Origin of the sequence: Amycolatopsis sp. DSM 110486 (genome assembly GCF_019468465.1) — a bacterium.
Classification (GTDB): Bacteria; Actinomycetota; Actinomycetes; order Mycobacteriales; family Pseudonocardiaceae; genus Amycolatopsis.
Genome location: NZ_CP080519.1, coordinates 8804957 through 8829935 on the forward strand (window position 1 = coordinate 8804957; position 24979 = coordinate 8829935).

22 protein-coding genes and 2 pseudogenes are annotated in these 24979 nt (G+C 69.6%); 11 read left to right on the forward strand and 13 right to left on the reverse strand.

All coding sequences use genetic code 11. From position 1 onward, the window contains the following. Nucleotides 1–10: 10 nt before the first annotated feature. Genes K1T34_RS42600 through K1T34_RS42620 form a run of 5 tightly spaced genes read right to left on the reverse strand, consistent with a single transcriptional unit; the run spans nucleotide 11 to nucleotide 4727 of the window. Entirely contained in the window at nucleotides 11–745 is a 735-nt protein-coding gene (locus tag K1T34_RS42600) for an FAD:protein FMN transferase (protein ID WP_255637983.1), read from the reverse strand. Then, the gene (locus tag K1T34_RS42605) at nucleotides 742–1188 is read right to left on the reverse strand and encodes an FMN-binding protein (protein ID WP_220240309.1); all 447 of its coding nucleotides are present in this window, start codon (nucleotides 1186–1188) and stop codon (nucleotides 742–744) included. Before K1T34_RS42605 ends, K1T34_RS42600 begins: the two co-directional genes overlap by 4 nt. 11 nt (nucleotides 1189–1199) lie before the next feature. After that, nucleotides 1200–2609, reverse strand: a complete 1410-nt coding sequence (locus K1T34_RS42610; protein WP_220240310.1) for a ferric reductase-like transmembrane domain-containing protein — start codon at nucleotides 2607–2609, stop codon at nucleotides 1200–1202. A gap of 49 nt (nucleotides 2610–2658) precedes the next feature. Beyond that, nucleotides 2659–4047, reverse strand: a complete 1389-nt coding sequence (locus tag K1T34_RS42615) for a HAMP domain-containing sensor histidine kinase (RefSeq protein ID WP_220240311.1) — start codon at nucleotides 4045–4047, stop codon at nucleotides 2659–2661. Then, nucleotides 4044–4727, reverse strand: coding sequence for a response regulator transcription factor (locus K1T34_RS42620; protein ID WP_220240312.1), 684 nt, complete (start codon nucleotides 4725–4727; stop codon nucleotides 4044–4046). The genes K1T34_RS42615 and K1T34_RS42620 overlap by 4 nt, the downstream gene beginning before the upstream one ends. Nucleotides 4728–5232: 505 nt before the next feature. Here K1T34_RS42620 and K1T34_RS54940 point away from each other — a divergent pair. Next, nucleotides 5233–5370 (forward strand): annotated as a pseudogene (locus K1T34_RS54940) (hypothetical protein); the annotation flags it as partial. Between the two features lie 31 nt (nucleotides 5371–5401). On the opposite strand, the gene K1T34_RS54070 reads toward K1T34_RS54940, so the two are convergent. The 4 genes from K1T34_RS54070 to K1T34_RS42635 form a co-directional block, all read right to left on the reverse strand. Continuing rightward, complete coding sequence (locus tag K1T34_RS54070; RefSeq protein WP_255637984.1) at nucleotides 5402–5818, reverse strand: N,N-dimethylformamidase beta subunit family domain-containing protein; 417 nt, start codon at nucleotides 5816–5818, stop codon at nucleotides 5402–5404. Then, the gene (locus K1T34_RS42625; protein WP_255637985.1) at nucleotides 5815–6705 is read right to left on the reverse strand and encodes a N,N-dimethylformamidase beta subunit family domain-containing protein; all 891 of its coding nucleotides are present in this window, start codon (nucleotides 6703–6705) and stop codon (nucleotides 5815–5817) included. Before K1T34_RS42625 ends, K1T34_RS54070 begins: the two co-directional genes overlap by 4 nt. Before the next feature lie 53 nt (nucleotides 6706–6758). Next, nucleotides 6759–6938, reverse strand: a complete 180-nt coding sequence (locus K1T34_RS42630; protein WP_220240313.1) for a hypothetical protein — start codon at nucleotides 6936–6938, stop codon at nucleotides 6759–6761. A 625-nt stretch (nucleotides 6939–7563) separates the two neighbouring features. Further along, nucleotides 7564–9594, reverse strand: coding sequence for an APC family permease (locus K1T34_RS42635; protein WP_220240314.1), 2031 nt, complete (start codon nucleotides 9592–9594; stop codon nucleotides 7564–7566). Between the two features lie 683 nt (nucleotides 9595–10277). Here K1T34_RS42635 and K1T34_RS42640 point away from each other — a divergent pair. Genes K1T34_RS42640 through K1T34_RS42645 form a run of 3 tightly spaced genes read left to right on the forward strand, consistent with a single transcriptional unit; the run spans nucleotide 10278 to nucleotide 17065 of the window. Continuing rightward, a complete protein-coding gene (locus K1T34_RS42640) occupies nucleotides 10278–11456 on the forward strand; it encodes a hypothetical protein (protein WP_255637986.1) in 1179 nt (392 codons plus the stop codon). Beyond that, nucleotides 11387–11944 carry a hypothetical protein gene (locus K1T34_RS54075; RefSeq protein ID WP_255637987.1) on the forward strand — a complete coding sequence of 186 codons (558 nt, stop codon included), beginning with the start codon at nucleotides 11387–11389 and terminating at the stop codon, nucleotides 11942–11944. Before K1T34_RS42640 ends, K1T34_RS54075 begins: the two co-directional genes overlap by 70 nt. 60 nt (nucleotides 11945–12004) lie before the next feature. Beyond that, the gene (locus K1T34_RS42645) at nucleotides 12005–17065 is read left to right on the forward strand and encodes an AAA family ATPase (protein WP_220240315.1); all 5061 of its coding nucleotides are present in this window, start codon (nucleotides 12005–12007) and stop codon (nucleotides 17063–17065) included. Nucleotides 17066–17418: 353 nt separating this feature from the next. Here K1T34_RS42645 and K1T34_RS42650 read toward each other — a convergent pair whose 3' ends face one another. Both K1T34_RS42650 and K1T34_RS42655 read right to left on the reverse strand, forming a co-directional pair. Beyond that, complete coding sequence (locus K1T34_RS42650) at nucleotides 17419–17637, reverse strand: hypothetical protein (protein ID WP_220240316.1); 219 nt, start codon at nucleotides 17635–17637, stop codon at nucleotides 17419–17421. 167 nt (nucleotides 17638–17804) lie between these two features. Continuing rightward, nucleotides 17805–18857: a hypothetical protein gene (locus tag K1T34_RS42655; protein WP_220240317.1), complete on the reverse strand. Its 1053-nt coding sequence runs from the start codon at nucleotides 18855–18857 to the stop codon at nucleotides 17805–17807. 710 nt (nucleotides 18858–19567) lie between these two features. Between K1T34_RS42655 and K1T34_RS42660 the strand changes: the two genes are divergently transcribed. The 6 genes from K1T34_RS42660 to K1T34_RS42685 all read left to right on the forward strand — a co-directional run bounded on the left by K1T34_RS42660 (nucleotide 19568) and on the right by K1T34_RS42685 (nucleotide 23624). Then, nucleotides 19568–20350 carry a hypothetical protein gene (locus K1T34_RS42660; RefSeq protein ID WP_220240318.1) on the forward strand — a complete coding sequence of 261 codons (783 nt, stop codon included), beginning with the start codon at nucleotides 19568–19570 and terminating at the stop codon, nucleotides 20348–20350. 140 nt (nucleotides 20351–20490) lie between these two features. After that, the gene (locus K1T34_RS42665; protein WP_220240319.1) at nucleotides 20491–20751 is read left to right on the forward strand and encodes a hypothetical protein; all 261 of its coding nucleotides are present in this window, start codon (nucleotides 20491–20493) and stop codon (nucleotides 20749–20751) included. A gap of 10 nt (nucleotides 20752–20761) precedes the next feature. After that, on the forward strand, nucleotides 20762–21028 hold the full coding sequence (locus K1T34_RS42670) for a hypothetical protein (RefSeq protein ID WP_220240320.1): 267 nt from the start codon (nucleotides 20762–20764) through the stop codon (nucleotides 21026–21028). Nucleotides 21029–21164: 136 nt separating this feature from the next. Further along, the gene (locus K1T34_RS42675) at nucleotides 21165–21908 is read left to right on the forward strand and encodes a hypothetical protein (RefSeq protein ID WP_220240321.1); all 744 of its coding nucleotides are present in this window, start codon (nucleotides 21165–21167) and stop codon (nucleotides 21906–21908) included. 573 nt (nucleotides 21909–22481) lie between these two features. Next, a complete protein-coding gene (locus K1T34_RS42680; protein WP_220240322.1) occupies nucleotides 22482–22757 on the forward strand; it encodes a hypothetical protein in 276 nt (91 codons plus the stop codon). 66 nt (nucleotides 22758–22823) lie between these two features. Continuing rightward, complete coding sequence (locus K1T34_RS42685; RefSeq protein ID WP_220240323.1) at nucleotides 22824–23624, forward strand: hypothetical protein; 801 nt, start codon at nucleotides 22824–22826, stop codon at nucleotides 23622–23624. Here the strand turns inward: K1T34_RS42685 and K1T34_RS42690 are convergent. Beyond that, nucleotides 23621–23791, reverse strand: a pseudogene (locus tag K1T34_RS42690) (TetR/AcrR family transcriptional regulator); the annotation flags it as partial. The gene K1T34_RS42685 and the pseudogene K1T34_RS42690 overlap by 4 nt on opposite strands. A gap of 107 nt (nucleotides 23792–23898) precedes the next feature. Here K1T34_RS42690 and K1T34_RS42695 point away from each other — a divergent pair. After that, nucleotides 23899–24405, forward strand: coding sequence for a TniB family NTP-binding protein (locus K1T34_RS42695; RefSeq protein WP_255638842.1), 507 nt, complete (start codon nucleotides 23899–23901; stop codon nucleotides 24403–24405). Here K1T34_RS42695 and K1T34_RS42700 read toward each other — a convergent pair. Then, the gene (locus K1T34_RS42700) at nucleotides 24398–24862 is read right to left on the reverse strand and encodes a ricin-type beta-trefoil lectin domain protein (RefSeq protein ID WP_220240325.1); all 465 of its coding nucleotides are present in this window, start codon (nucleotides 24860–24862) and stop codon (nucleotides 24398–24400) included. The two genes, K1T34_RS42695 and K1T34_RS42700, sit on opposite strands and share 8 nt — an antisense overlap. Between the last annotated feature and the right edge of the window lie 117 nt (nucleotides 24863–24979).

A 24979-nucleotide genomic window follows, 5' to 3' on the forward strand; every position in this document is an offset into this window, starting at 1 on the left:
GTGACGGGGTTCAGGGACAGCGGACGACGGCGCAGGCTTCGTAGTCGGGAGCTCGGGCGCGCACCCAGCGTTCGACGTTCCCGCCGCGGGCGACGGCGGCGGTGGCGTAGACGTCGGCCCACAGCAGACTCGGGCCGACGACCGTCGCGGACATCAGGGCCCGCGTAGGGGTGCCGGTGCGGGGATCGACGATGTGGTGTCCGCGGGCCGCCGTGCCGGACGTGGCCACGCCGCCCGCGCGCACGGTTCGCACGGCCAGCAGGCGGCCGCGGTCGCGGGGGTCCTCGACGCCGACCCGCCACGCCGCCGATTCCGGGACGCGCACTGCGACCACGACGTCGCCGCCCGCGTTGAGGCAGTAGTCGTGGTCCGGCATCCGGTCGAGCAGCGCGGTGGCGGTCTGGGCGGCCCAGCCCTTGACCAGTCCGGACGGGTCGTACCCGCCGGGGAGGTCGGCGTCGAACCAGCCGTCGGTGCGCTCACGGGCTTCGACGCACAGCCGGGCGACTTCGCGAACCCACGGATGCCGATCGCCGGGTGGAAGTTCGCCTCGGCGGAGGCGGTTCACCTCGCTCCCGGGCCGGTGCAGGCTGAACAGCAGGTCGATCGTGCGCAGGTACGAGAACACTTCCGCGACAACGGATTCCGCCGCTGCGTTGGTTCGGACGCCGGGGCCTCGCAGGTGCAGGCTGATCGGCATCCCCATGATCACCCGCGTCCACGCGCGCCGGTCTGGCAAGGTCATCGGTGCGCGGCGTCGATCGCGGACTGCAGGGACTGGATGTAGCCCTCCGACGTGTAGGTGGCGCCGCTGACGGTGTCGATCTCTGCGTTCTGCGCCTGGAGCGTCTCCTGGTTGAGCACGGGCACGGCGGCGGAGTTGATGCGCACGTCGCGGCCGGACTCCTGTGGCACCTGCACGACGCGTGCGGCCGTGATCCGTCCGCCGGACACGGTGATCTCGACCTGGACCGGTCCGTACGGGGTGTCGGCGGCTTGGCCGGTGAACGGGCCACCACCCGAACCGGTTCCGGAGGCGGTCGGCGGTGCCGACGGCGACGGCGACCGGACGACGCCGGGCACCTGTGCGGGTGCGGCGACCGGGTCCTGATTCGTGCTCGTGCGGTAGCTGAAGAGCAGTACGACGATCGAGACGGCGGCCGCGATGGCGATGGCGATTCTTCGCATGTCCGGAGCTCCTACCAGGCGAAGTGTTCGAAGTGGATCCGCTGCCGTGGAACTCCGCACTGCGAGGCGCACTCGATTGCGGCGCTTGCCCACGCAGTGGGGCCGCAGACGTACACGTCGTGCTCGGCGATGTCAGGGACGAAGTGCTGCAGCACGGTGCGGTCGGGCACGGGCGCGTAGCCCGCGGGCAGCCACGAGACGCGGTCGCGGGCGCGGCGGCCCGGCAGATAGTGGATCCGCACGCCTCGGGTCCGCGCGAGGTGCTCGAGCTCGTGGTGGAACAGTGGCTGCGCGGGGGAGGAGAACCGGTAAAAGAGGACGGCTTCGCCGGGTTCGTAGGGCAGTTCTTCGAGCAAGGCGCGCAATGGCGTGATGCCGATCCCGGACGCGAGCATGGTGATCTTGCCGCTGGTTCGGACCGCGCCGGTGAGGGTGCCGTAGGGGCCTTCGAACCACACCCGCGTCCCGACCGGGAGGTTCGCGAGTCGCGCGCTGCCGGGGCCGAGGTCGCGAGCGGTGATCCGGAGGCGGCGGCCGTCCGGGGCGGCGGACAGGGAGAACGGCTTGCCGCGCGTCCAGCCGGTGCCGTGCCGGAACCGCCACACAAAGAACTGCCCGGCCACCACTGGCAGCCGGTCTAGCCAGCGGCCGCGCAGGTGGACGGAGACGACCCCGTTCCCTTCCCGCACCACGCGATCGACCACGAGCCTGTGCCGCAGGCTGCACGTCAGCGGCAGCGCCACCCGGAACACCAGCACCGCGGTGGCCGCGGTGGCGTAGGCGGTCCACCAGAACATCGTCGCCGCGGCCGAGGCGGTGAAGTCCGCGCCCGTCCACAGCTGGTGCGGCAGGACGAGGCCGACACCGAGGTAGGCGTAGAGGTGCAGCAGGTGCCAAGACTCGTACCGCAACCGGCGCCGCGCGGCCCGGACCGACGTGACGACGACCAAGACAAGCGCGGCCGTGCCCGCGGTCGCCAGCAGCATGCCCGGGTACGTCGTCACGAGGTCCCACACTTCGGCGATCAGTCCGGTGTGGTCGGTCGCGGCGTAGCCGAGGGAGATCAGGACGATGTGCAGGCACAGCAGCACGAACGAGGTGAACCCGGTGAGCCGGTGCCGGCGTGCCAGCGCGTCCTGGCCGTAGCTGCGCTCGACCCACGGGATCCGCGCCATGAGCAGCACTTGCAGCAGCAACAGGGCGGCCGACAGCAGGCCGGTCAGGCGCCCGGCCGACGTGAGTCCGGACGCGACGGAGTTCAGCTGTTGCACGCCGCGGCCGGCGACCCATCGCGCCGTCACGAACAGCACTATCGTCCAGGCCGCCAAACCGGCGGCGTCGCGCCACCACCGGCGGACCGGGCGGGCGCGGCGCTGGGCGCGAGCCTCGCCGGGCCGGATCGAGAGGGGAACGGTGGACATCGGGTGCTCCTGGTGGTGTTCGTGGTGTCACCACCCTTGCGGAGCCCGGTTAGTCCCCGGCGTGATCCGGGTGAGAAGACGGTAAGAGCCGATCACCGCCGACGGTGAACCCCACGACGGCCCCGCCACCCGGGCGCGGACGGGCGAGGACTTCGCCTTGGTGGGCAAGGGCCGTTTCGCGCACGATCGCCAGTCCGAGCCCGGAACCCGGCAACGCCCGGGCGGCGTCCGCGCGGTGGAAGCGGTCGAAAACGTGCGGCAGGTCCTGCTCGGGAATCCCCGGGCCGCGGTCGAGGACTTCGATCTGTCCGCTTCGGACGGTCAGCTTGATCGGCTCGGTTCCGCCGGCGTCGAACTTGACCGCGTTCTCCAGCAGGTTCGTCACCGCGCGTTCCAGCCGCCTCTCCTGACCCGACGCGACGGTGTCATCGGCGTCGACCACGACCGTTCGGCCGGACCGGCGCCGCACCCGTTCGGCGGCGCGTTCGGAGACCACGGCCAGCTCGACCGGTCCGGCGTCTTCGCTGTCATACCGTCGGGTCGCGAGGTCGACGATCTCGGTGATGAGGTGCGTCAGCTCGCGCGTTTCGCCGTCGACGTCGTCGAGCAGCCGGGCGCGGGAGTCGGGGGACAGCTCGTCGAAGCGCCGCATCACCTGCGCGTTGGTCCGCAGGCTCGTCAACGGTGTCCGTAGCTCGTGCGCGGCGTCTTGAACGAGCCGTTCCTGGTCGGCGCGGGCGTCGGCGAGCCGGCCGAGCATGCGGTCGAAGGACGTCGCCAGGCGGCCGACCTCATCACGTCCGTCGGCGGGGACGTCTGCCTGCACGAGGCCGCCGTCGCTCACCTGCTCGGTGACGGCCGTGAGCCGCACGAGCCGGCGGGTTATCTGGCGGGCCAGCAGCCAGCCGGCCAGCGCGGCGGCGGCGAGGACCACCGCGCTGACCAGCGTGATCCGCGTGGCGAGGGAGGTCAGGACGTGACGGGACTCGTCGACGTCGACGCCGAGCTGGATCGCCCCGCGGCCCTGACCGAGTGCGACGGTGATCACGCGATAGTCGTCGGGGCCGACGGTCAGGTCGCGGTAGGCGTGGTCACCCGGGTGGCCGTTCGCCGCCAGTGCCCGGTCAGTGCCATCGACGGTGTAGGAGACCGCCGGGCGGCCGCCTATCCGCCGCATTTCGCCGTCGGGAGCGATGGACTGCGCGACCATGGGCTGCGCCTCGTCGTGGTCGTTGTCGTGGGGGCCGCGGGTGAACGGGCTGGGCGCGAGCACCTGCGTCGCGCCGGCCTGGATCTCGGCCGAGGTCGTGAGCAGCGAGCGGTCGAGCTCGTCACTGATCCGCTGCGACGCCGTCTGGTAGCTGAACACGCCGACCAGCACGCTCGCGGCGGCGCCGACCCCGGCGAACGCGATGACCAGCTTGCTGCGCAGGTTCACGACACCCGCACCGAATACCCGACGCCGCGCACGGTCCGGATCAGGTCGGTCGCCCCGGCCTTCTCGAGCTTGCGGCGCAGGTATCCGATGTAGACGGCCAGGTTCTTCGAGTCCGAGCCGAACTCGTAGCCCCAGATGCGCTGGTAGATCGTGGTGCGGTCGAGCACGATCCCGGCGTTGCGGACCAGCAGTTCCAGCAGGTCGAACTCGGTCTTCGACAGGTCGACCTCCACGTCCTGCCACCGCACCCGTCGTGCTGCCGGATCCACGGTCAGCGCGCCGAGTCGCAGGACCCGCGGCGCGGTGGCGTCGGGCGAGGTTCGCCGCAGCAGCGCCCGCAGGCGAGCGAGCAGCTCGTCGAGATCGAACGGTTTGACCAGGTAGTCGTCCGCGCCCGCGTCGAGCCCGGCGACGCGGTCGGGCGGTTCGACGCGGGCGGTGAGCATCAGGATCGGTGTCGGGTCACCGTCGGCGCGCAGCACGCGACACACGCCGAGCCCGTCGACGCCGGGCATCATCACATCGAGGATCAGCACGTCGAAGCGATCACGCCGCGCCAGGGCGAGCGCGGCGACCCCGTCGGTCACCTCCGTGACCTCGTAGCTCTCCAGCTCCAGCGCGCGTAGCAGTGACTCGCGGATGGCGCGGTCGTCGTCGGCGAGCAGGACGCGGGGCTGCATGCCGCCATCATGCCGGGTGCTTCGTGGGGTACCGGAGCTGACGGTCCGCGCGGGCGAATGAAAGGTAAGAAGACGGTAAATTTCAGTCCATTGACACCTGCGCGCCGGCGCCAGTTAGGTGACGTTGGTCCTTCGCTCCGATGCCTCGTGGCCGGCGGTTGGGCTGAGTGAAGTCAGGTCCGCACAGATCTCTGCTGAGACGGCTACGTGGGATGTGAACTGGTGAACCTGCAGGGTGATCTCGGGGAGGTCGGACAGATGGCAGCGGTGAGACTGTGACGAGGCAGCGGCATGCCGATATGTCCCGTGACGTGATCGATTCCATGCGCTCAACTCATCGCCGGCGACTACGCGGACGGCGCCGAGTTTCGAGTCACGGGATCGCACAGTTCCATTTCGGCGGCGAGGCTGCTGCGGACGTACTCGGGGACACCCCGGGCGCCGGGCGGATACGGGGTGATCATCTCGGCGGCGATCCGGCTCAGCGTTCCCGCGCCCGGAAAGCGTGCTGTTGGGCGACTTCTACTCGGCGAAGGCCGGCCTACGAGTGGCCGACGGCACAAACTGGCTGCTGACCGGGATCGTCCACAGCGGACAGACGCTGCCAGGGCTCGTCGGCAACGAGTACGAACGAGTGGACCTCGCAGCTTCGGATTGCTGTGCCCGCCCGCTGGTCACGGTGTTGTGGAGTTGTCCGGTGGAAGCGTGGGAAGCAGGTTGGGTGCGCCGCCGGGGACGGCGAGGGCCGCGAGGTTGTCGTGAGCGGGGTGGGTGCGTCCGGCGGGGCCCGCGGCGTACGCGCGAAGCAGCCGCAGCGAGATGGCGGTGATCGCTCGATGTGCCGTCGTGTCGTCCCTGTCAGCGGCGCAGCCGAGGCCCAGCGCGCAGATCCAGTACTGCGTGCCCGCGGCGAACACGGCGGCTCCGCTGGGCGTGGTGTAGTAGCTGGTGTCGGCGAAGTCTGAGCGGCCGCCGCAGGTCAGCGGCGAGTGGAAGAGCACTTCGATCGGGCGCGGGGTCGGTACCAGTGTCGTGGGTTCGAACCGGATGTGGCGGTAGATCTCGTTGCCACCAAGGAACGCCAGGTTCACTCCGCGGTGCGGGCGGCGGTCACGTTTCGGCGCATCGCGGTGGACCAGTACTCGTCGTGCCCAAGCGTCACGATCGCGGCGGCGCCGTCCGCCAGATGCGGATCGGCGTGCAGGTCGACGTCGGTCGCGTAGCCCAGTGGCAGCCCGGCCTGCTCGGCGAACCTCAGCAGCGGCAGTTCGAAGAACAGGAAATCCCCGGCGCCCTGCATGTCCACGGCCTGGTAGGGCCGGTCGAACGAGACAGCGCGCGAGCGGTCGGCCTTACGCCCGGACGGCGCGTCGTAGAGGCTATAGCCACCCCACCGGTTGTAGGCCTGCCAAATGGTGATGGCGTTGACGATGACGATATTTCCGCGGTTGACCGGTGTTCTTTCCGTGAGTGGAACGAACTGCTGTGCCCCGTTGTCGCCGTCCAGCCGGAGCAGGTAATCCCCTGGAGCCCAGCCGGCGGTCGCCACCGTCAGCGACGGCTGCCAGGGCGCCACGACGGTGTTGGTCGGCCGTTGCACCACGGGGGCGGATTGCCCATGCCCCTGCTGAGGGGTGGACTGCCAGATCCGTCTGGCGGCGGAGTCGCGATAGCCGCCCATGCGGTACGCAGTCACGGTGTAGTGGCCGGCCGTGGTGCTGACGAAGAGGCGCACCGGCTGACCGGGCACCGCCGACGTGCGGTCGGCGAACCCCTCGATCGCGTGGTCCGGCCCCGGATGGGTCAGCTGCCAGCCGCCGGTACCGGTGGCGTTCGCCGAGGCCGGGGCCGGGGCCGGGGCAGCGGCCGGGGGCGCGGAGCCGGCGGGGCGGGCAGTGCTCCCGGTGCAGGCGGTCAGTGCGGCCACGCCCAACGTGACGACTCCCAGCAGTGCACCGCGGCGCACGTCCCGGAACATAAGTGCCCCTTCCCGGCAGTGCCGTGCCGTGGCCGGCAATTCCAGCAGCGGCCCTACTCGGTGTCTCCGAAGAATTCGATCTCCTCGGGCTCCTGCCGCTTGAGCTGGCGCGGCACGTCGCCGTGGTCGAGCTTCGAATGTTGGATGCGATGCCGGATGTCGTCCACGACCTCCGGGTTCGCCAGCGTCGAGACGTTGCCGACGTCGGAGAAGTTCGAGATCACGGCGATCACCCGTCGCATGATCTTGCCCGAACGCGTCTTCAGGATAACCCGCCGGGGGTACAAGATCGGTCGGTCGCGTGCACCGGAAAGTTCGGGGCATCCGGCCCTAGCCATCCGAATGAATCGCGGGTTGTTCACGGATGTAGCGGACTTCCCGCGTCGGTCCGCCCCGGAGGAACCGCCCGTTCGAACTCGGAGCCAACCAGGCCGCCAGCCACCAACGTCGCCGCGCGGATCGCCGCCGACCGTAGGCGGGCTGCTCCTGGCCGCGGCCGATGAATGACCGGAGCGTGCGGCGGTGTGTTCGGCTGTGGCCACAGGCGCCAGACGGCCGACGTGAGGGTCAGTTCCGAATTCACCGTGAGGTGTCTGGAGCTGGAGGGTGAGATCAGCGCTCGCGCGGGGCCGAGCCTGCGGCCCAGAGCCACACCAGCGCCAGTGAGTTGCCCACCACCACCTCGCCGGAATCCATGGCTGTCATCTCGCCAAATGCCCGGCCCGCCACCGCTGGTGGCGCGGCTGATGCGATTCGCCGGGACCTGCCCACGTCGGATCGCTCATGCGACCGTGAGGTGCTTCGGCAGCTGAGTCGCCCGGCTCGCAGACGGATCCTTCGCGCCGACAGCGGAGCCGTTCACCGTGTCTTGACACGCCGGTGCGCTGAGTAGTGGCGCTGCGGGGTGATGCCGCGGCGGGTGTCGCCGGGGAGGGCCCGGACGCGCTGGAGGTCGCGGCGGCTGGTCGAGTGCAGCTGCCAGGGCACGCTGGTGACCATGACTCCGGGTTCGAACAGCAGCCGGCCCTTGAGCCGCAACGAGCTCTGGTTGTGGAGGATGTTCTCCCACCAGCGGCCGACGACGTATTCGGGAATGTAGACGCAGACGACGTCGCGTGGGCTGGCGCGGCGGAGGTTTTCGACGTACGCGACCACCGGGCGAGTGATCTCGCGGTAGGGTGACTCGAGCACCCTGAGCGGGATCTTCATGCCCCGTTGCTCCCATTCCCGTTGCAACGTGCGGGTGTCGGCGTCGTCGACGTTCACCGTGATCGCGGTGACGGTGTCGGGCCGTGTCGCACGGGCGAAGGCGATTGCGCGCTGACTGGGTTTGTGCAAAGTGGACACCAGCACGATCGCCTGGACCCGGCTGGGCAACAGCTCGCTCGCGTCGTCCGCCTGGAGCTCTTTACGGACGTCGCTGTAGTGGCGGTGGATTGCGCGCATCATCACCCACAGCACCGGTATCGCGATGACGACCAGGTAGGCGCCGTGGGTGAACTTCGTGATCATGACGACGACGAGCACGATCGCGGTCAGTGTCGCGCCGACGGCGTTGATCAGCCGCGAACGCTGGATGTTCCGGCGCTGCCGGGTCTCGGTCGCGGTGGCGAGCTCGCGGTTCCAATGCCGGACCATACCCGCCTGGCACAGCGTGAACGACGTGAAGACGCCGAGGATGTAGAGCTGGATCAGCCGGGTCGTCGAGCCGTCGAACGCGAAGATCAGCACCCCGGCGACCAGCGCGAGGGCGATGATGCCGTTGGAGAACGCGAGCCGGTCGCCGCGCGTGTGCAACTGCCGGGGCAGGTACCAGTCCTGGGCGAGGATCGAGGCCAGCGAGGGAAATCCGTTGAACGCGGTGTTGGCCGCGAGGATCAGGATCAGCGCGGTGGCGGCCTGCAGGAAGTAGAACAGAACCGAGTGGTCGCCGCCGAAGACGGCGGCGGCGATCTGGCTGATCACGGTCCGTTGGGGGTCGCTGACGCAGTTCCCCTGGAAGCCGATGAGGTCGCAGGTGTTCTCGGCGATCCGGACGCGTGTGATCATCGCGAGCGCGGTGATGCCGCCGAACATGACGACGGCGATGCCGCCCATCGCGGTCATCGTGCGGGCTGCGTTGGCGCTCTTGGGTTTGCGGAACGCAGGGACGCCGTTGGAGATGGCTTCGACGCCGGTGAGGGCGGTGCAGCCGGAGGAGAAAGCCCGCAGCACCAGGAAGGCCAGCGCCAGGCCGGTCAGGCCCACTTGTTCGGGTCGGATGCCGTAGCCGGCGCTTTCGGCTACCGGGGCGTGTCCGGTGAGCAGCTGCGTGAACCCGAGGACGATCATCAGCACGACCCCGCCGACGAACAGGTAGGTCGGGATGGCGAACGTGCGGCCGGATTCGCGGATTCCACGCAGATTCATCGCCGTCAGCAGCACGATGAAACCGATGTCCAGGCCGATGCGGTAGGCGTTCAGCGCGGGAACGGCGGAGATGATGTTGTCGACGCCGGAGGCCACCGAGACCGCGACGGTCATGATGTAGTCGACGATCAGCGCCGCTGCCACGACAAGCCCGGCGGAGCTGCCCAGGTTCTTCGACGCCACTTCGTAGGACCCGCCGCCGGTGGGGTAGGCGCGCACGACCTGCCGGTAGGATACGACCACGACGGTCAGGAGCACGGCGACGGCCAGGCCGATCCACGGCGCCAGAGTCAGGTAGGCCAGGCCGCCGATGCTGAGGATGAGCAGGATCTGCTGGGTCGCGTAGGCCACCGAGGACAGCGGGTCGCTGGCGAAGATCGGCAGGGCGAGCCACTTGGGCAGCAGGGTCTCGCCGAGGGTGTCGGTCCGGAACGGCCGTCCGAGCACCAACCTTTTGAGCCATGACGCGGGTGCTGGCACGTAACGCAGCGTGCATCGCCATCTTGACAGCAAGTGTTAGGAAAATATCAACATCCGTGGCTTGGCGTAGGGATTTCGTCAAGAAACCTCAACCCTGGTCTTCAGGGGCGCATCAAAGGCTGCCGCGCCGTCGGCTCGACTGCGTCCAGCGTCGTCGCCCCTGTCCAGACGGAAGCCGGAAGGCATGCTCCGCACGCCAGCGGCCGATGGTGCGCTCACGCGGTGCCGCGAGCCCGGCAACTGGGATCTGGCACCGGCACGCGGTGACTCCACCCGGCCACGAACTCGTCGCCGTCATGTTCGATTTTGGATGTCTGGGTCGCGATCTACGAGTCCTCTCTCGACGGTCGGTTCGGCAAGGTCAGATGGTGGCTGCGGCGATTACGGTCCCTTGCGCAGCGAGGAGTTGTGCTCCGCAGTTGAGCCGGGTCGACCAGGGTGGGACCGCCCCAGTGTGCGTATCCGTTGATGAGATCGAAGGTGCCGATATTGATGGTGGTGCCGTCGGGGCGGGTGAGCTGGCAGATGACGGTTGTTGCCGCTGCTGTGCCGGACGATGCGACAAGATCCGGACGTATCCTTACGCCGCCTCGCGATCATGTCGCTGCTGTTCTGGGGCCCAGATTCCCGCTACCTGGCGGACGTGATCCGCGAAGCATAGGACGACCCGGCGGTCGAGGTGCGTGAGGCAGCCGAAGTCCGCGGACGTCGCCATCGACGGCTGGGGTGAGGCCCTGGGCTACCACGTCGGGCTGGGCCGTGAGGTCGCCGGATTCGCCTGGCAGGAGATCGCGCTGATCCACCCGGCGGGCTTCGACGACTCCTCCTGGACCGGCTACCAGCGCCTGTCCGGAGACGGAAGTTCGCAGCCCTGGCGATCCTGCCCTAGCCACGGGCAAGATCGATGCGTCGGTCACCGCGGGCGGTCAGATCACGTCGGCAGTGCCGACCGCGAACTCCATCGTCGGTGTCGCGGGCAACCATCTGGTTTCGGTGCCCGCCAAGGGAAAGCCGTCCGTGCTGGCGACGCTCACCAGTTGCGGCCCGCCGCCGACGGCGGGGTCAGCTTCCTATACACGGAGCCTGGGGGGAAGACGGCCACTGCGGCACACGAGAACGCGGGCAAGCTGACCGTCCTCGGCGAGGGCGATCTCACTCGCGTCCAGCTGTTCCAGGGCAGTGCCGGGCACGCTGTCCTCTCGGGCGCTAACCCCGCGGGGGTCGGCGTTCTGGCCCACGCCGGTGTCACGAGCGTGAACGACAGTGGTCACGTGCGGGGGGCCGCCGCATCGTCGCTGGACGGCGATGCCCTGCTAGGCGCCGATTCCGACGGCCGGAAGTCCGCCCCAGCGGTGTTGGGGACGAAGACCGGCAAGGTCTTCGCGCCCGCCCTGCCCTCCGGTGCGGCGAAGGCCGCCACGGCTGTGCCGACGTACTCCGCCGTGCCCGGCATTACAACGGCCGCGCCGCGTACGAACCGCTTGAGTCCCAAGGCCGATGCAGCTCCGGCTGCCGGTGCCGCACCGAACACGACCCAGGCCCAGTCGCCGAAGTGTGCCGTGCCGCCGTTGAACGCGAACCGGCAGGTCATGCAGCACAACCCCGCCCAGGTCAACTGGGCCGTGCAAATGGCCGAGCAGGGTCTGCTCACCGGGAGCGCCTACACGCGCCCGGCCGGGTTCGGCAACATGGGCTTGGTCGCCTACGCGCCCAACAGCGACTTTCCCCTGATCCCGCTGTCGCACCCGGCGGGCGGTACGAACACCGTGCCGCGTCGATCTTCGAGGGCATCATGGCTCAGGAGTCCAACTGGTCACAGGCCTCTTGGCACGCTCCGGCTGGCACCGCGGGTGACCCGCTGATCGCCAGCTACTACGGCGCCGGTGGCGACATCGTCTCGATCGACTACGCCGCTTCCGACTGCGGCTACGGAATCAGCCAGGTCACCGACGGGATGCACATCGGTGACCACTCGCTGTCCGAGCACGGCCAGTGGAAGGTCGCGGTCGACTACCAGGAGAACATCGCCGCAGGCCTGCAGATCCTCGAAACGACCTGGAACCAGATCTACTCCGCCGGGATCACCGCCAACAACGCCGACCCGCGTTACCTGGAGAACTGGTACTTCGCGGCCTGGGCCTACAACTCGGGCATCCAGCCGAACGCGGCCAACGGCAACACCACCGGCTGCACACCGGGCCCGTCCTGCACCAGCGCGCACGGCACGGCCAAGATCTTGACGCAAGACAAATCAGGTCTGCCGACGCGCTCGTCGGGCCCGATGCTTGTGACGGTGATCTTTATTTGCACTGGTGAGCGGTATCCGTCACCAGCTTGGCTCTTGTCCTGAGGGACGTGCCGCGATGGGCAGGAACTTGTGCAAGCAGGTGGCCAAGCGTAGACACTGTGGATGGGGACAGGCGTGGCCCTGCCGGGCCGGGATCCGCCCGACGCCGTCGTGCTGCAGCAGAGCGCGCGTACTCGGGTGACTCGAGTGTCCCTGCCGGGTGGCGTCGCCGTCGTCTGCAAGGAGCCACTCGGGCCGGACGCGCAGCGCCGGTTGCGGCACGAGGTTGCGATCCTCGAGCGGCTGCGCGGTGTCGACGGGGTTGCGCAGCTGCTGGATGCGCCGCGGTACCCGGGATCGATCGTGCTGGTGGACGCCGGTGACACCACCCTGGCCGGTCTGGCCGAGCCGCTCGCCATCGATGAGCTGATCCGGCTGGCCGGCAAACTGGCCCAGGCGGTCGCAGGAATGCATCGCCGCGGAGTGCTGCACCGTGACATCACTCCGGCCAACATCGTCGTCTCCGGGGACGGGGACCCGTGCCTGGTGGATTTCGCGCTGGCGACGTCGTTCGCCGAGATCCGTCCCGAGTTCACCCACCACAGCGAGATCGTCGGGTCGCTCGCGTACCTCGCTCCCGAGCAGACCGGGCGTACCGGCCGTTCGGTGGACCAGCGCGCGGACCTGTATGCGTTGGGCGCGACGCTCTACGAGCTGGCCACGGGCGGGCCGCCGTTCGGGTCCGGCGACCCGCTGCGCCTGACCCACGATCACCTGGCACGGGTGCCGGTACCCCCGGCCCAGCTGAACCCGGCGGTGCCCGCTGCGCTGTCCGAGGTCGTGATGCGGCTGTTGGAGAAGGAACCCGACCACCGCTACCAGTCCGCGGAGGGCCTGGCCCACGACCTGCACCAGGTCCGCGACGTCCAGGCGCATCCGGCGGCGGCGTGGGTGCGCATCGGCGAGCACGACGTTCCGCAGCGGCTGCTGCCGCCCTCACGGCTGGTGGGACGTGATGCCGAGGTGGCAGCGCTGGAGGTGGCATTCGAGGAGGCGCTGGCCGGCCGCTGTCAGGGTGTGCTGGTCGGCGGGGCGCCGGGGGTGGGCAAGACCGCGTTGGTCGATCAGCTGCGGTCGGTGGTGACGGGCCGGGACGGCTGGTTCGTGGCCGGCAAGTTCGACCAGTACCGGCGGGATATCGAGTTCAACGCGGGATATCAGGCGTTCCGGGCGTTGGGTCGGCTGTTGCTGGCCGAGCCGGAGGATGTGCTCGCCGCGATTCGTGAACGGATCGTCGATTCGGTCGGGGCGACCGCGGGTCTGTTGAGCGCGGTGGTGCCGGAGTTCGCGGTGCTGCTGGGGGTGCCGCCGGATGCGGGGGATCCGCTGACCGCGCAGGCGCGCATGCAGCAAGCAGGTGTGCAGGGGCTGCGGGCGGTCGCGTCGCGGGACCGGCCGGTGGTGGTGTTCCTCGATGACTTGCAGTGGGGTGGGCGCACCCCGCTCGGCTTCGTCGATCTCGTGCTGTCGGAGGAACCGGTCGAAGGCCTGTTGCTGGTCGGCGCCTACCGCGACGTCGAGGTGGACGCGGCGCATCCGCTGACCGCGCTGCTGTCCCGGTGGCGCGAGCAGGCCGGCGTGCGCTGGCTGGGGCTGGACAACTTGGCGGTGCCGAGCCTGGTCGCCATGGTGGCGGAGGTGCTGCGCGCGGATCGGGCCACCGTGGCGGGACTGGCCGAGATGCTCAGCGAGCGCACGTCCGGCAACCCGTACGAGACGGTGGAGCTGCTCAACGCGCTGCAGCGGGAGGGCGTGCTGGCGGCGACCGCCGCCGGGTGGCGGTGGGATGACGCGGCGGTGCGGGCTCGGCTGGGCCAGTCCGAGGTGGCCGGACTGCTGGCGGCGCGGGTCGCGGCGATGCCGCCGCCCTCGCGGGCGCTGGTCGAGGCGATGGCGTGCCTGGGCGGGCGAGCCGAGGTGAGTCTGCTGCAGACCGCCACCGCCGCACAGGCGGGCGTGGTGGACCAGCAGCTGGCGCCCGCCCTCGACGAGGGCGTCCTGGTGATCGAGCCGGGACTGCGGGAGGCCGTGCGGTTTCGCCACGACCGCACCCGCGAGGTCATCCTGAGTGGGCTGGACCCGCCTCGGCGCTGCGCCCTGCAGCTGGCGATCGCGCGGCGGTTGGCCGGGCTACCGGAGCTCTTCGCGGTGGCGGCCGAGCAGTACCTGCGGGTGATCGACGCCGTCGTCGATGCGGCGGAGCGCCGGCAGGTGGTGGGGCTGCTGCGCCGCGCCGCCGACCAAGCGGCGTTGATCGGCGAGTACACGCTGGTGAACGCGCTGCTGGTCGCCGCGCTGCGGCTGATCGGCCCGGGGGAGACTGCCACGCTGATCCAGGTGCACACCGGCCGCCACGCCGCCCTGTACAGCCTCGGGCGACTGGACGAGGCGGACGCGGAGTACCACACGATCGAGCGGCTGTGTCCCAGCACGATCCGACGCGCCGACGCGATCGCGGTGCAGGTGCGCAGCCTGACCCACCGCAAACGCTTCACAGAGGCGATCGATCTGGGCCTGAAGTCGCTGCGCGCGTGCGGAATCACCATCCCGGCCGCCGACCAGCTCGCCGCCGATCTCGACCGCCAGTACGAGTACCTGTACCGGTGGCTGGAAACCGACACCGCCGAGGATCTGGTTCGGCCGGAGATCACCGACCCCACGCTGCTCGCTGCGACCCGCCTGCTCGACGCGACCCTGCCGCCGGTCTCTTTCCTCGCCGACCACACCAGGCTCGAGTGGCTGAGCCTGGAAGCCCTGCGGATCTGGCTCGAGCACGGACCCGGACGTACCCTGGTCTGCCCCGCCTGCTTCGCCTCTTACTACACCGTGGTACAGCGCGGCGACAGCGCCGGATATCGGGCGTTGGGGCGGCTCCTGGCGTGGGGCGAAGCCCGCGGCTATGAGCCCGAGACCTCGTACGCGCACTACTACTTCGCCATCCTCAATTGCTGGTTCGAGCCCCTCGAAAACGGTCTCCACGCCATGCTGCGTGCCCGCGAGGGGCTGATCGCAGGTGGCGACCTGGCGTACACCGGCTACACCTATCACTCGATCGAGTACTTCTTGCTCGACTGCCCGCCAACCCTCGACCACCTCGTCGAGCAACTGGAGGCGGGCGTCGCCTTTGCACGGCGCACCGGCAACGAACAGATCGGCCAGGTGCTCGACGGTCACCGATGGCTGGCCGGTGTGCTGCGTGGCGGAAGCTCGGACGCGATCGGTGCGGCGGATCCCACCGACAGGTACGCCGACAATCCGATGGCGCTTTTGTACGCGCATCTCAGCCGGGCGCTCGCCGCCGCCGTCTTCGGCGATCCATCCGGCTTGGCACAGCACACCGCGGCGGCGATGCCGCTACTACCGGCCATCCTGGGCCACTACTCGACCGCCGTGGCCCGCCTGCTGCGTGGGTTGGCCCTGGCCGGGCAAGCCCGCAACACGGCCGGTGACGAGCGCGCCGCTCTGCTGGCCGAGCTGGACGAGACGACGCGGTGGCTGGCTGCACGTGCCGCAGCCGCGCCGGACAACTTCCTGCATCTGCAGCGCTGGCTGGAGGCCGAGCGGGCGTGGGTGGTGGGGGATTACCGGGCCGCCGAGCTGGCGTTCGACGCCGCCCGACGCGAGGTCGCCGGCCGTGCGCGGCCCTGGCACCGGGCGTTGATCACCGAACGCGCAGCCCGCTTCTACCTGGCCCACGGCCTGGACCGCGTCGGTGGTGAGCTGCTCGCCCAGGCCCGCCAGACCTATGCCGCCTGGGGTGCGAGCGCGAAGGTCGACCAACTCGACTGGGCCTACCCCAGACTGCGGCCACACTCCGACGCGACCACTGGGCTGAGCGGAGACCAGCCCGCTCATCTGTCGCAGCAACCAGGCCCGGTCACCACCGGCACCCTGGACCTGCTGGGCATCCTGGCCGCCTCCCAGGCACTGAGCTCCGAGACCAGCATCGAACGCCTGCGCACCCGCGTCGTCGAGGTCCTCAGCGCGCTGACCGGCGCCACCGGTGTGCAGCTGCTGCTGTGGAACCCCGAACGCGACGACTGGCTGCTCCCCGCTCCCGACAGCGACACCGGCACCACCCAGATCCAAGACATCACTCAGATCGCACGCACCGCCCCGAGCGCCGCCGGGGAACCCATGGTCCCGCTGTCTGTGCTGCGCTATGTCCAACGCCTCGGCGAATCGGTGCTGGTCGCCGACGCCACCGAGGACGACCGCTTCGCCCGTGACCCCTACTTCTCCGACCTCGACCGCTGCGCCCTACTGGCCGTGCCCATCCTCAGCCGCGGCAGCCTGCGGGCGGTGTTGCTGCTGGAGAACCGGCTCATCCGCGCCGCGTTCACTGCCGAGCGGCTCGACGCGGTCAGCCTCATCGCCGGGCAACTGGCTGTGTCGCTGGACAACGCGCAGCTCTACGCCGAGCTGACCACCTCACGCGCCCGCGTCGTCACCACCGCCGACCAGACCCGCCGGCGCATCGAGCGCGATCTTCACGACGGCGCGCAACAACGGCTGGTCTCCCTCGCTCTCCACGCCCGCACGGCACAAGCATCAGCACATCTCGACGCCACTGAGCTCCGAGCTCAGCTGGACAATCTCGCCACCGAAGCGATCACCGCACTCGACGAACTGCGCGAGCTCGCCCGCGGCATTCACCCGGCCGTCCTCGCCGACGGCGGGCTGCACTCCGCGCTCAAAGCCCTGGCCCGCCGCTCGTCGGTCCCGGTCGAGCTGGACGTGACCATGCCGCGGCGGCTACCCGAACAATTCGAGATCGCCGCCTACTACCTGGTCGCCGAAGCCTTGACCAACACCGCCAAACACGCGCACGCCACCATGATCGGCGTCACGGTCGACACCACCGACCAGGAGACCGGCGACGTCCTGCGCGTCTGCATCCGCGACGACGGCCGCGGCGGGGCCGACCTCACCCGCGGCACCGGCCTCGTCGGACTCAAAGACCGGGCCGAAGCACTCGGCGGCCGACTGGTGGTGCACAGCGCCCCCGGCGCAGGCACCACCCTGCATGCCGAACTCCCGTTGTCACACGCACACGGCGCCGAGCGGGCAGTCGCCCTTCGACGTGCGCCCGACCCAGCTGGGAATGCAGACGCGCAGCATTGATGACGCGCCTCGTGGTCATCGGCCGCTGTCGGCGTCGAGCCCGCGGTTGGCGCGCTGGGCGGCGACAGAAACCATGCGCACCAGGTGAAAACTGTCGCCCACACGACGACCAAACCGCGACGTCGGTGACGTCGCATGATGACATGGCGTGTCTCGTCGCAAATGCTCACTCGAGGATGCGCTCGAGCTCGCCGTTCACGGCGACCTCGGACATCGGTGAAGGAGAAGGCGATCTCGAAGTACCTCGGATCCAGCCCGAGCGGTAGTGGAAGTGTCCGCGCCGCTCAACGACTCGGTCCGTACGAACTCGAAAGGCGGAGCAGCATTGGCTGCTGCCCCGCCCCTCAAGATCACTACGCGTTCAGGACGTCATCGCGAAAGCGCCACGCGCGGTCGAGGATGCATGCGCCTGGTGACGCCATCGGCTCTTGTGCCAGGAGTCGCGTCACGTTCTCCTCTGTGAACGGGACGCCTTCGGACACGGATGTCGCCTCAGCTGCCGTGATTGGGACTCCCTCGGCGTTGACCTGCACGGAGTCGCCAAACAAGTCATCGAACACGTCGTCGTCCATCACGAGTACTCCGAGAGCCCGTGAAGCTTCCACAGCAAGATGTCGCGGGCGGCCTGCAGATACCGCGACGGATGTGCATCATCAGCTCGTAGGTGAGCTGTCGGGACGGCTCGTCGATGGGGCGGATGGGGGTGTGGTCCCGGTAGAGCACCGGTGTTACGGCCTGCTCAGGTGAGTCGGACCGTGCCCATGACCGCATGGCCGGGGATGCCGGCGGTGGCGGACTTGCCGGGACGCGGCACCCCGACGATCCACAGCTGCCCGGTCGTGGTCGTCGCGAGGCCGAACGCGACGGTCACGTTCCGCATTCGGAAGCCGACCGTGCGGCCGTCGGGCAGGACGGCCCGGCCTTGGAGGCGGACGAGACCACGGCCGTTGATCGAGACCGGCCGGTCGAGCACCACGGCCAGCTCGGTCCAGGTGTCGGCCGCGAGTGGAGCGCGCAGCCGAAACACGCGGACCACCACAATCAGCGCTAGAACACCGACGAACGCCGCGATGAACACTGCCCCGCTTCTGGCCGTTTGAAGGGCCCGCTCCTCCGGCAGGTTCGCCGACGCCCAGCCCGCGAGGACGGCGACGACGCCGTATACCGCCGCCGGGTACCAACACAGGCGTGCGACGTAGCGCCGATAGGCCGTGAGCACCGGATCGAGCCGCGGCGAGGTCGGCTCCCGGGAGCCGACCGGCAGTACCAGCGCACCGGGCAGCGGGCCGTCGGTGATCCGCGCCGCCCCGAGAACGCCGGACCCCGGCAACGTGACCATCGCCCGCTCACCCACCCGCAGCAGCCACAGCCGGCGCTCGCCGGCCAGCTGCACCCGCAGGGGTGCAGGCATCCTGGTCCGTAGCCACCGGCCGTCGGGCAGGCGGACGCCGACTTCGCGACGCGCGAGGACTACCCCGTCCGGCGCGCAGTCGACTGGTTCGAACCGGGCCCCGAGGAACGGCACCGCCCGGCGGAGTGTGGTGAGAATGGCGATGGCCGCGACCAGGGCGACGCCGAAGAACACGACGAGGAAGAGTGGCGCGGCGACACCCTTACCGGCGAAGAACAGGGCTATCCCGCCGATCACGAACGGCAGCGGGAAAAACAGGCTCGCAGCCGCGCGGCGGCGCGCGCCCGCGTGGAGCTCGCCGAACACCGGTAGCGCACCGGCCGGCACGGCGGGGTCGGGCTCCCAGAGCCGGACGCGATCGGATTCCGGACGAACGGTCATTTCTCTCCCAACATGCGCACAAGGTCACCCGATCTTCGCTACCCGGGCGAGCGGCGTTACGTCACACCACGTCCCCAGCGCACGGAAGCCAGGTTAGACAGCTCGGCGCCGTGGCCGGTCACCTGTCGGCGTGCGCTCGAGCCGTCTGCGGACGCAGACACGCAGCGGTGAATGGCAAACCGGCGCTGCCCGGCGGGTTTGGGACACCCTGGCGGGCATGAAGGGTCCCCCGGCCGATGACATCTTGATCTTCCGTGACCTGCGCCTGTCTGAACTGTCTCACGGCGATGTCACCACGATCAGTCTCAGGTGTCATGTCACTTCCTCAACCGTGGTGCTGACCTGTCGGCTCCGCTCAGCACAACCGTTTAGCACTTTTCGGGGAGGTAGGTCGGTTGCCAACCCCGGTTGGTTCGCAACGGACACCGCGGCGCCGGGTGGCCCGCCGGCGCTGAGCCGGGGCCCGTCGGTCGTCGCTGGGCTATCAGGGTGATCGGGAGCCTCGGCATCTCGCCTGCGCCGGACAATGACGGTGAGCGTCGGTACCGTCTCTCCGGGTGAGCGGTGATGAGGGCAGGGAAACCTGGAGGAAGTTCGTCCGGGGCGGCTACGGGTTCTGGCCGTGGCAGACCGCAGGCGTGTGGGGCAACCCGCGGTTCGGGCGCGGTGACAAAATAGGTCTTCTGTCTTACGTGTCGACCCTTCGCAGTGTGCTGGGATTGCTGACGCTGGTCGTTGTCGGCATCTACACCGGTACCCGGTCGGCGGACCAGGTATTGACGGATGAGGGCTGGGCAAAGACCGCGGTGAACGTGACGATCGCGGTGGGGCTTGTCCCGCTGGGGATGATCGTGACATTCGCGGCGACCAGGCGGGGGTTTCATCGTGACTTCGGCTGGCGCCGCTGGCTGGCCCCGCTGTGGCGGATCGTCATCATGGCGGTTACGACGTACGCGTTGATGATGCCGATCATCTTGGAGAACATGGGCGGCTTGCCAGGGCTGTGGGGGCTTCTCGCAGTCGCGCTGGAGATGGAGATCATCGGCATAGTTTTTGTTGCGAGGTCCACCGACAACGCCGCACTCATCATCTTCGGAGGAGTCTTCCTCGGGTGGCTCGTCGGTCTCGCGTGGATGATCCTCTACATATTGTTTGTGGCGTACTGGGCGAGCCGGACCAGCTGCTGGGCGGGTGAGTTCCACCGATTGCTGGCACCCACGGTGTCGGCGATCCTGGTCGTGGCCACCACCATCGTCGCGCTCGTCGGCCACGACACCCAGGGTGTGTCGATGGGGCTGTGGTTGTTCCTGACGCTGGGCGGAATGATCACCACCCTTGCACTGGCCATCGCCGAACACGAGACACTGCGCCGGCACGGGTACCGCTGGAGGTACGGACCGGTGCCGATACCGCTGGCGCCGCTCGGGCAGCCCACGGCTGAACCCGGAAGCCCGATCCCGGCGCCCGGCCCTGCGCCCCGATCACGACCCTGATTCGATGCGCACGTGCGCCAGATGGACGACCACGCCGACGCCCTCCACCGCCATAACCGCGGCCGCTGAGCACGTCCAGACCACCAAGGAGACGACATGATGAACCTGGTCGAAGGTGCGTGGGCGCTGTTCCTGCCCGGGTGGGACGAGCTGAGCATCTGGGCTACGACTCGGGCACCCGCAGCTTCTTCGCGCGGCTGACGCGCAACGGCAACAGCGACGACGACGGCCCCGACGTCTGGATCACCCCGGGACCGCGGTTCCCGCCGGTCGCCAGCACCGCGCAGCTGCAGGCCGTCATCGCCCAAGCCACCGGCGCCGGCGCCACTGACGTCGCGGCGGCGATGAATCGCGCCGTCGACGCTCAGGGCGCACCCGCCCACTACCGCCTGCAGGTCTGAGGAGATCGCCGTGGCACAACCGTCCGCTTGGTCGCAGTCCGGCCGCCCCTGCTACCGCACTGGTTCGGCCCCGTCGTTCCTGTGGACCGAGAAGCAGCTGCGCGACCACGGGCTGCGGCCCGCCACCGGCGCCGCCGACGCGTTCGTCGAGTCCCAGCACGGGCCCGCCGCGCTCTACCTGATCACCGCCTGCGAGCTCGACGACCCGCACGCGTGGCCACCGATCCGTCCTGCCGAGGGCGGGCCCGGCTCGAACACCCCGACCTGGCGGGTATGACCGCACCGAGCGCCGGCGGGACGACCGCTCCGTCGCCGGGCCGGCGCCCCACCGCGGCGGTCGGCTACACCAGGAGGACGGGCTTGCCGGCCGCGGCCGCACGGAAGACTGAGCTCGATGTCGGAGAGGGGACTACGTGGCGAAGCCGCCTTTGACGGTGCAGAATGCCGCGATCACCACCGCGAGCGTCGAGATCAAGACGCTGACGGTGTCCGGGAAGCAGGTCACGCTCGCGGTGTTCCGGCAGCTGCTGGAGCGACCGCTGGTGCTCGAGGACGGCACCCTGGCCGGCCAGCCCTGGGGCGTCGTCAACTACCACCCCGACAAGTGCGCGGACTCGCCCGAGCACTGGCACGTGGTGTGGCAGGAGGGCTGTGATCTGCGCCGGAGCCGGGTGCAGGTCACCACGAAGTTCGGCGAATTCCGGGCGGACGAGGCCGACCGTTTCATCGCGTCCTGTGCCCACGACGTGCTCGTTTCAGGCACCACCAACTACTTCAGCGGCACATTGCCCCTGGAGCAGTTGGCGTACGGACAAGAGCTACAGGCCGCCACCGACCACGACTTCCCGACGATCATGTCGATGTCGAAGGCGGGGCGCGCAGCCATACAGGCCTCCGTCAGTCTCGAATCCACGAAGGCACGCCTCGACAGCATCTCGGCCAGTGGTTGGGGCGCAAGCCAGGTCGACGAAGCGGAGGAGCGCTTCACCAAGGCCTTGACCGTCTTCACCGACGAGGTCCAAGCCTTTGGCGCGACCACCGGCGACCTCTACGCGCGCTACACCTCGGCGGCGGATGAGGAGAAGCAGCGTCGGGACCGGCACACCGCCGTGCGCAAGGACCTGGCTCAGCTTCCGCAGTTGTTCATCGCCGTGTGACCGAATCACCGGGCCCCTGAGGATTGAGCCGGCGGTGGGCTCGTGTCCGATGGTGCTAGCCCCGTTTCCGCTCCGCAAAGAGGTAGCCGACAACTGCGGCCAGGGCGCCGATCACCGGACCGACGGCCACCTGCAAGATCGACTTTCCGTGCGTCAAGCCAGCTTGACGATCCACTCGTTTGGCGGCGCTGCGGTCACCGAGGCAACCCGGCGTTTCAGCGTGGCCGATCCTGTTCCGTCACGGTCGCGGCGAGGCGCCGTACGCGGTGCCCGCCCGGGTCGTCGGCGCGCGTGCAGCGGACTGAACAAACGCGGGGGAAGGTCGTTCGGTTGCCTCCGGCCCCGGTGTTCTCCATCGCAGGATTTTCCCTGGTGGAGCCGCATTTCTGCGCCGTACGCTCAGGAAATGGAGCTGGGGATGGCGAACGAAGAAGGCGACAGGCCCGAGCGGGCCGCCGACGACGGTGAACCACTGCTACCCGCCACAAAGCGGGCCGGCGGGCGCGCAACCGCCTGCGGGCGCACGAGCCGGCCCGGGGGGAGCGGGCGCGCCGCGGACCGACGGAGTCCGCGATGGGGGACAGGGCGCTGTCCCTGCGGTTCTGGCGGGCCGCGATCGCCGGGGCGTTGTGGTTCCTGGTCGTGCCGGGGGCGCCGGTCGGGATCTCGCGGCTGTGCGACGCGTCGGACGCGTTGCTGGAGAACGGTTTCACCGCGTCCGGCGAGATCCTCGTCGTGGACATGCCGCGGCGCGGGACGCCCGGCCGTCATCGTGTCCTACCTCGCGGGGGACGTGTACGACGAGCAGAAGATCAACCGCGACTCCGGCGCCGCGTGGGTGGCTGGTGACGGCCGCAGCCCGGCCGCGTACGCAGCCGGGGTGCGCGTCCCGCGCGGTTCGAAGTGGACCACTCGGTGACGCGGCGACCGGTCGGCAAACGCTCGCGGCGCGAGTTCGTGTTCCCGGCGGACCGCAGCGCGCCCGAAGACGGGGAGCCCTGGCTTCCGCCCGGCGACGACGCCCGCCCGGACGGCCGTTTCCGCGTGCTGTCCTGGCTGGCCCGTCGTGCGGGCTGGGCCGTGGCCGGTGTGGTCGCGGCTGCCGGCGTGCTGGCCGCCGGAATCGTTCTGCTCGGGATCGAAGAAGACGCGGCAGCCCGGGCGCACGCGGACGACCTCACGGTGTACGGCGTTGTGGTGGGGCTCGCCGACCGGCACTTCGAGGTGTCCTACCCGGGCTCGGACGGTCCGCACGTAGTCGGCTTTCCCTACCGCAAGACCGAACACCTCGGCATCGGCGACCGGATCGAGGTGACCTACGACCAGACCGAGCCCGCTGCCGCGCGCCGGGCCGACGACTCCGTCCTGGACCCGCTCGGAGGCGCGATCGCCTACGGCCTGATGTTCGGCGGACTCGGCGGCGGGTCGGTCGCCGCCTGGTTCGCCGTGATCTGGTGGCGCCGCCGCCGGGCGGTGCTCAATACGGGCTGGCGCGCGGCCACGCTCGACTTCGGTGAACCCGGCGTCACCCACGCCACGTACACCGACGGCAGTCACCTGCGGCTGAGGCCGGCCCGCGGGCTGTCCGACCGGTACGCGCGGCTCGGCGCCCGCCGGCGCGGCGGGTTCCTGGCGGGCGAGGGAAACCGGATGGTCCTGCTGGTGCCCGGGCTCGACCCGGTCGACGTGCAGGCCGTGAGCACCCGGTGGGTCTAGCCGAGCCCGAGGTTGTCGGTCAGGTAGCGCTGCAGGGTGGGCGCGACGGCCGTCACGAGGGTCTCGACGGCGGTGGACGCCATTGGTTCGAACCGCGCGATGTAGCGGATCACGCCGAGTCCGACCAGCTGTGAGGCACACAGCGTGGTGCGAAGGGCGCCGCGGTCACATGGGCAAGCCCGTCGTCGCAGACCCTGTCGCCGTGGCTGGCGCTCGCACCGGCGAGACCACCGCGATCACTTAGCTCGGCCGCGCCCCCGAGCTCGCCGTCGCACTGCGCCATCCCGAACCGGGGCACCGGTTCCCGGTCGTCTACATCACCGTGCCCCCGGAGGCGACGCCGCGGATGGTGGCGGTGGAGTTCGCGCGGTTCCTCGGCCTGCCGTTCACCGCGCGGCACAACCTGGCCGACATCACCAACGCGGTGTGCGCGGTGCTGTGCGACGTCGGCTGCGAGCTGGTGCTCGTCGACGAGATTTACAACCTCAACCTCGCAACCCGCGCCGGCGCCGAGGTCTCGGACCAGCTCAAGTACTTCTCCGAGCGGATCCCCGCCACGTTCGTCTACGCCGGCATCGACGTCGAGCGCGCGAACCTGTTCGCCGGCACCCGCAGAACGAACACCGCCGTCGTGCAGCAGGGCAGCCGAACACCCACGACGCCTTCCACCGGCACTCAAAGCCCGCCGGGTGCGAGCTGCCGTCAGGGTTCCTTGGAGTCACCCGATTCGAGCCGGGAGACTCCAAGGAACGGTTCGGCGGGAACGGCTTCCGCTAGTTGACGTACGGATCCCAGGACTGCGCGGCGCCCAACCCGCAACCGCTCAGGGTGACGTGATGGATATTCCCGGGCTGTTCGGTGAGGCAAGTCCCGGTGACGTTGTTCTGCAACCGGTAGTAGCCCGATGCCACCGCCACCATCCGCCACAGGGCCGCCGGGTCGGACGCGAGGCAGTCCCGCATCACCGGTTGGCCCGAGCGGGCGACGAGGCAGAGCCTCGTGCTCTCCTGCCGCATCGCGGTGGGTGCCGTTCCCAGGGTGGCGAGCCACGCCTGGTATGTCCCGCGGTTGCACGTTGTGGCGTAAGGCCCGTAATCGGACCGATAGTCCAGGCATTCCCCGGTTCCGTCGTTCTCCCAGCTCACGTAGACCGCGGCGTGGGCCGGGATGGTGCCCAGTCCGAGCGTCAGCACCGCCGCCGAGCCCACCACCGCCAACTTCCTCCAGAACGAGCGCATTTGCCCGGTCCCTCCCCTTCGCCGATCGGAAACACGTCCGGGCACCCAGCCTGCCGTGTCGGCCACCACCGCCTGTCCCGCCAATTAGGCGAAGATCGCCCACGACCGGGGGATCAC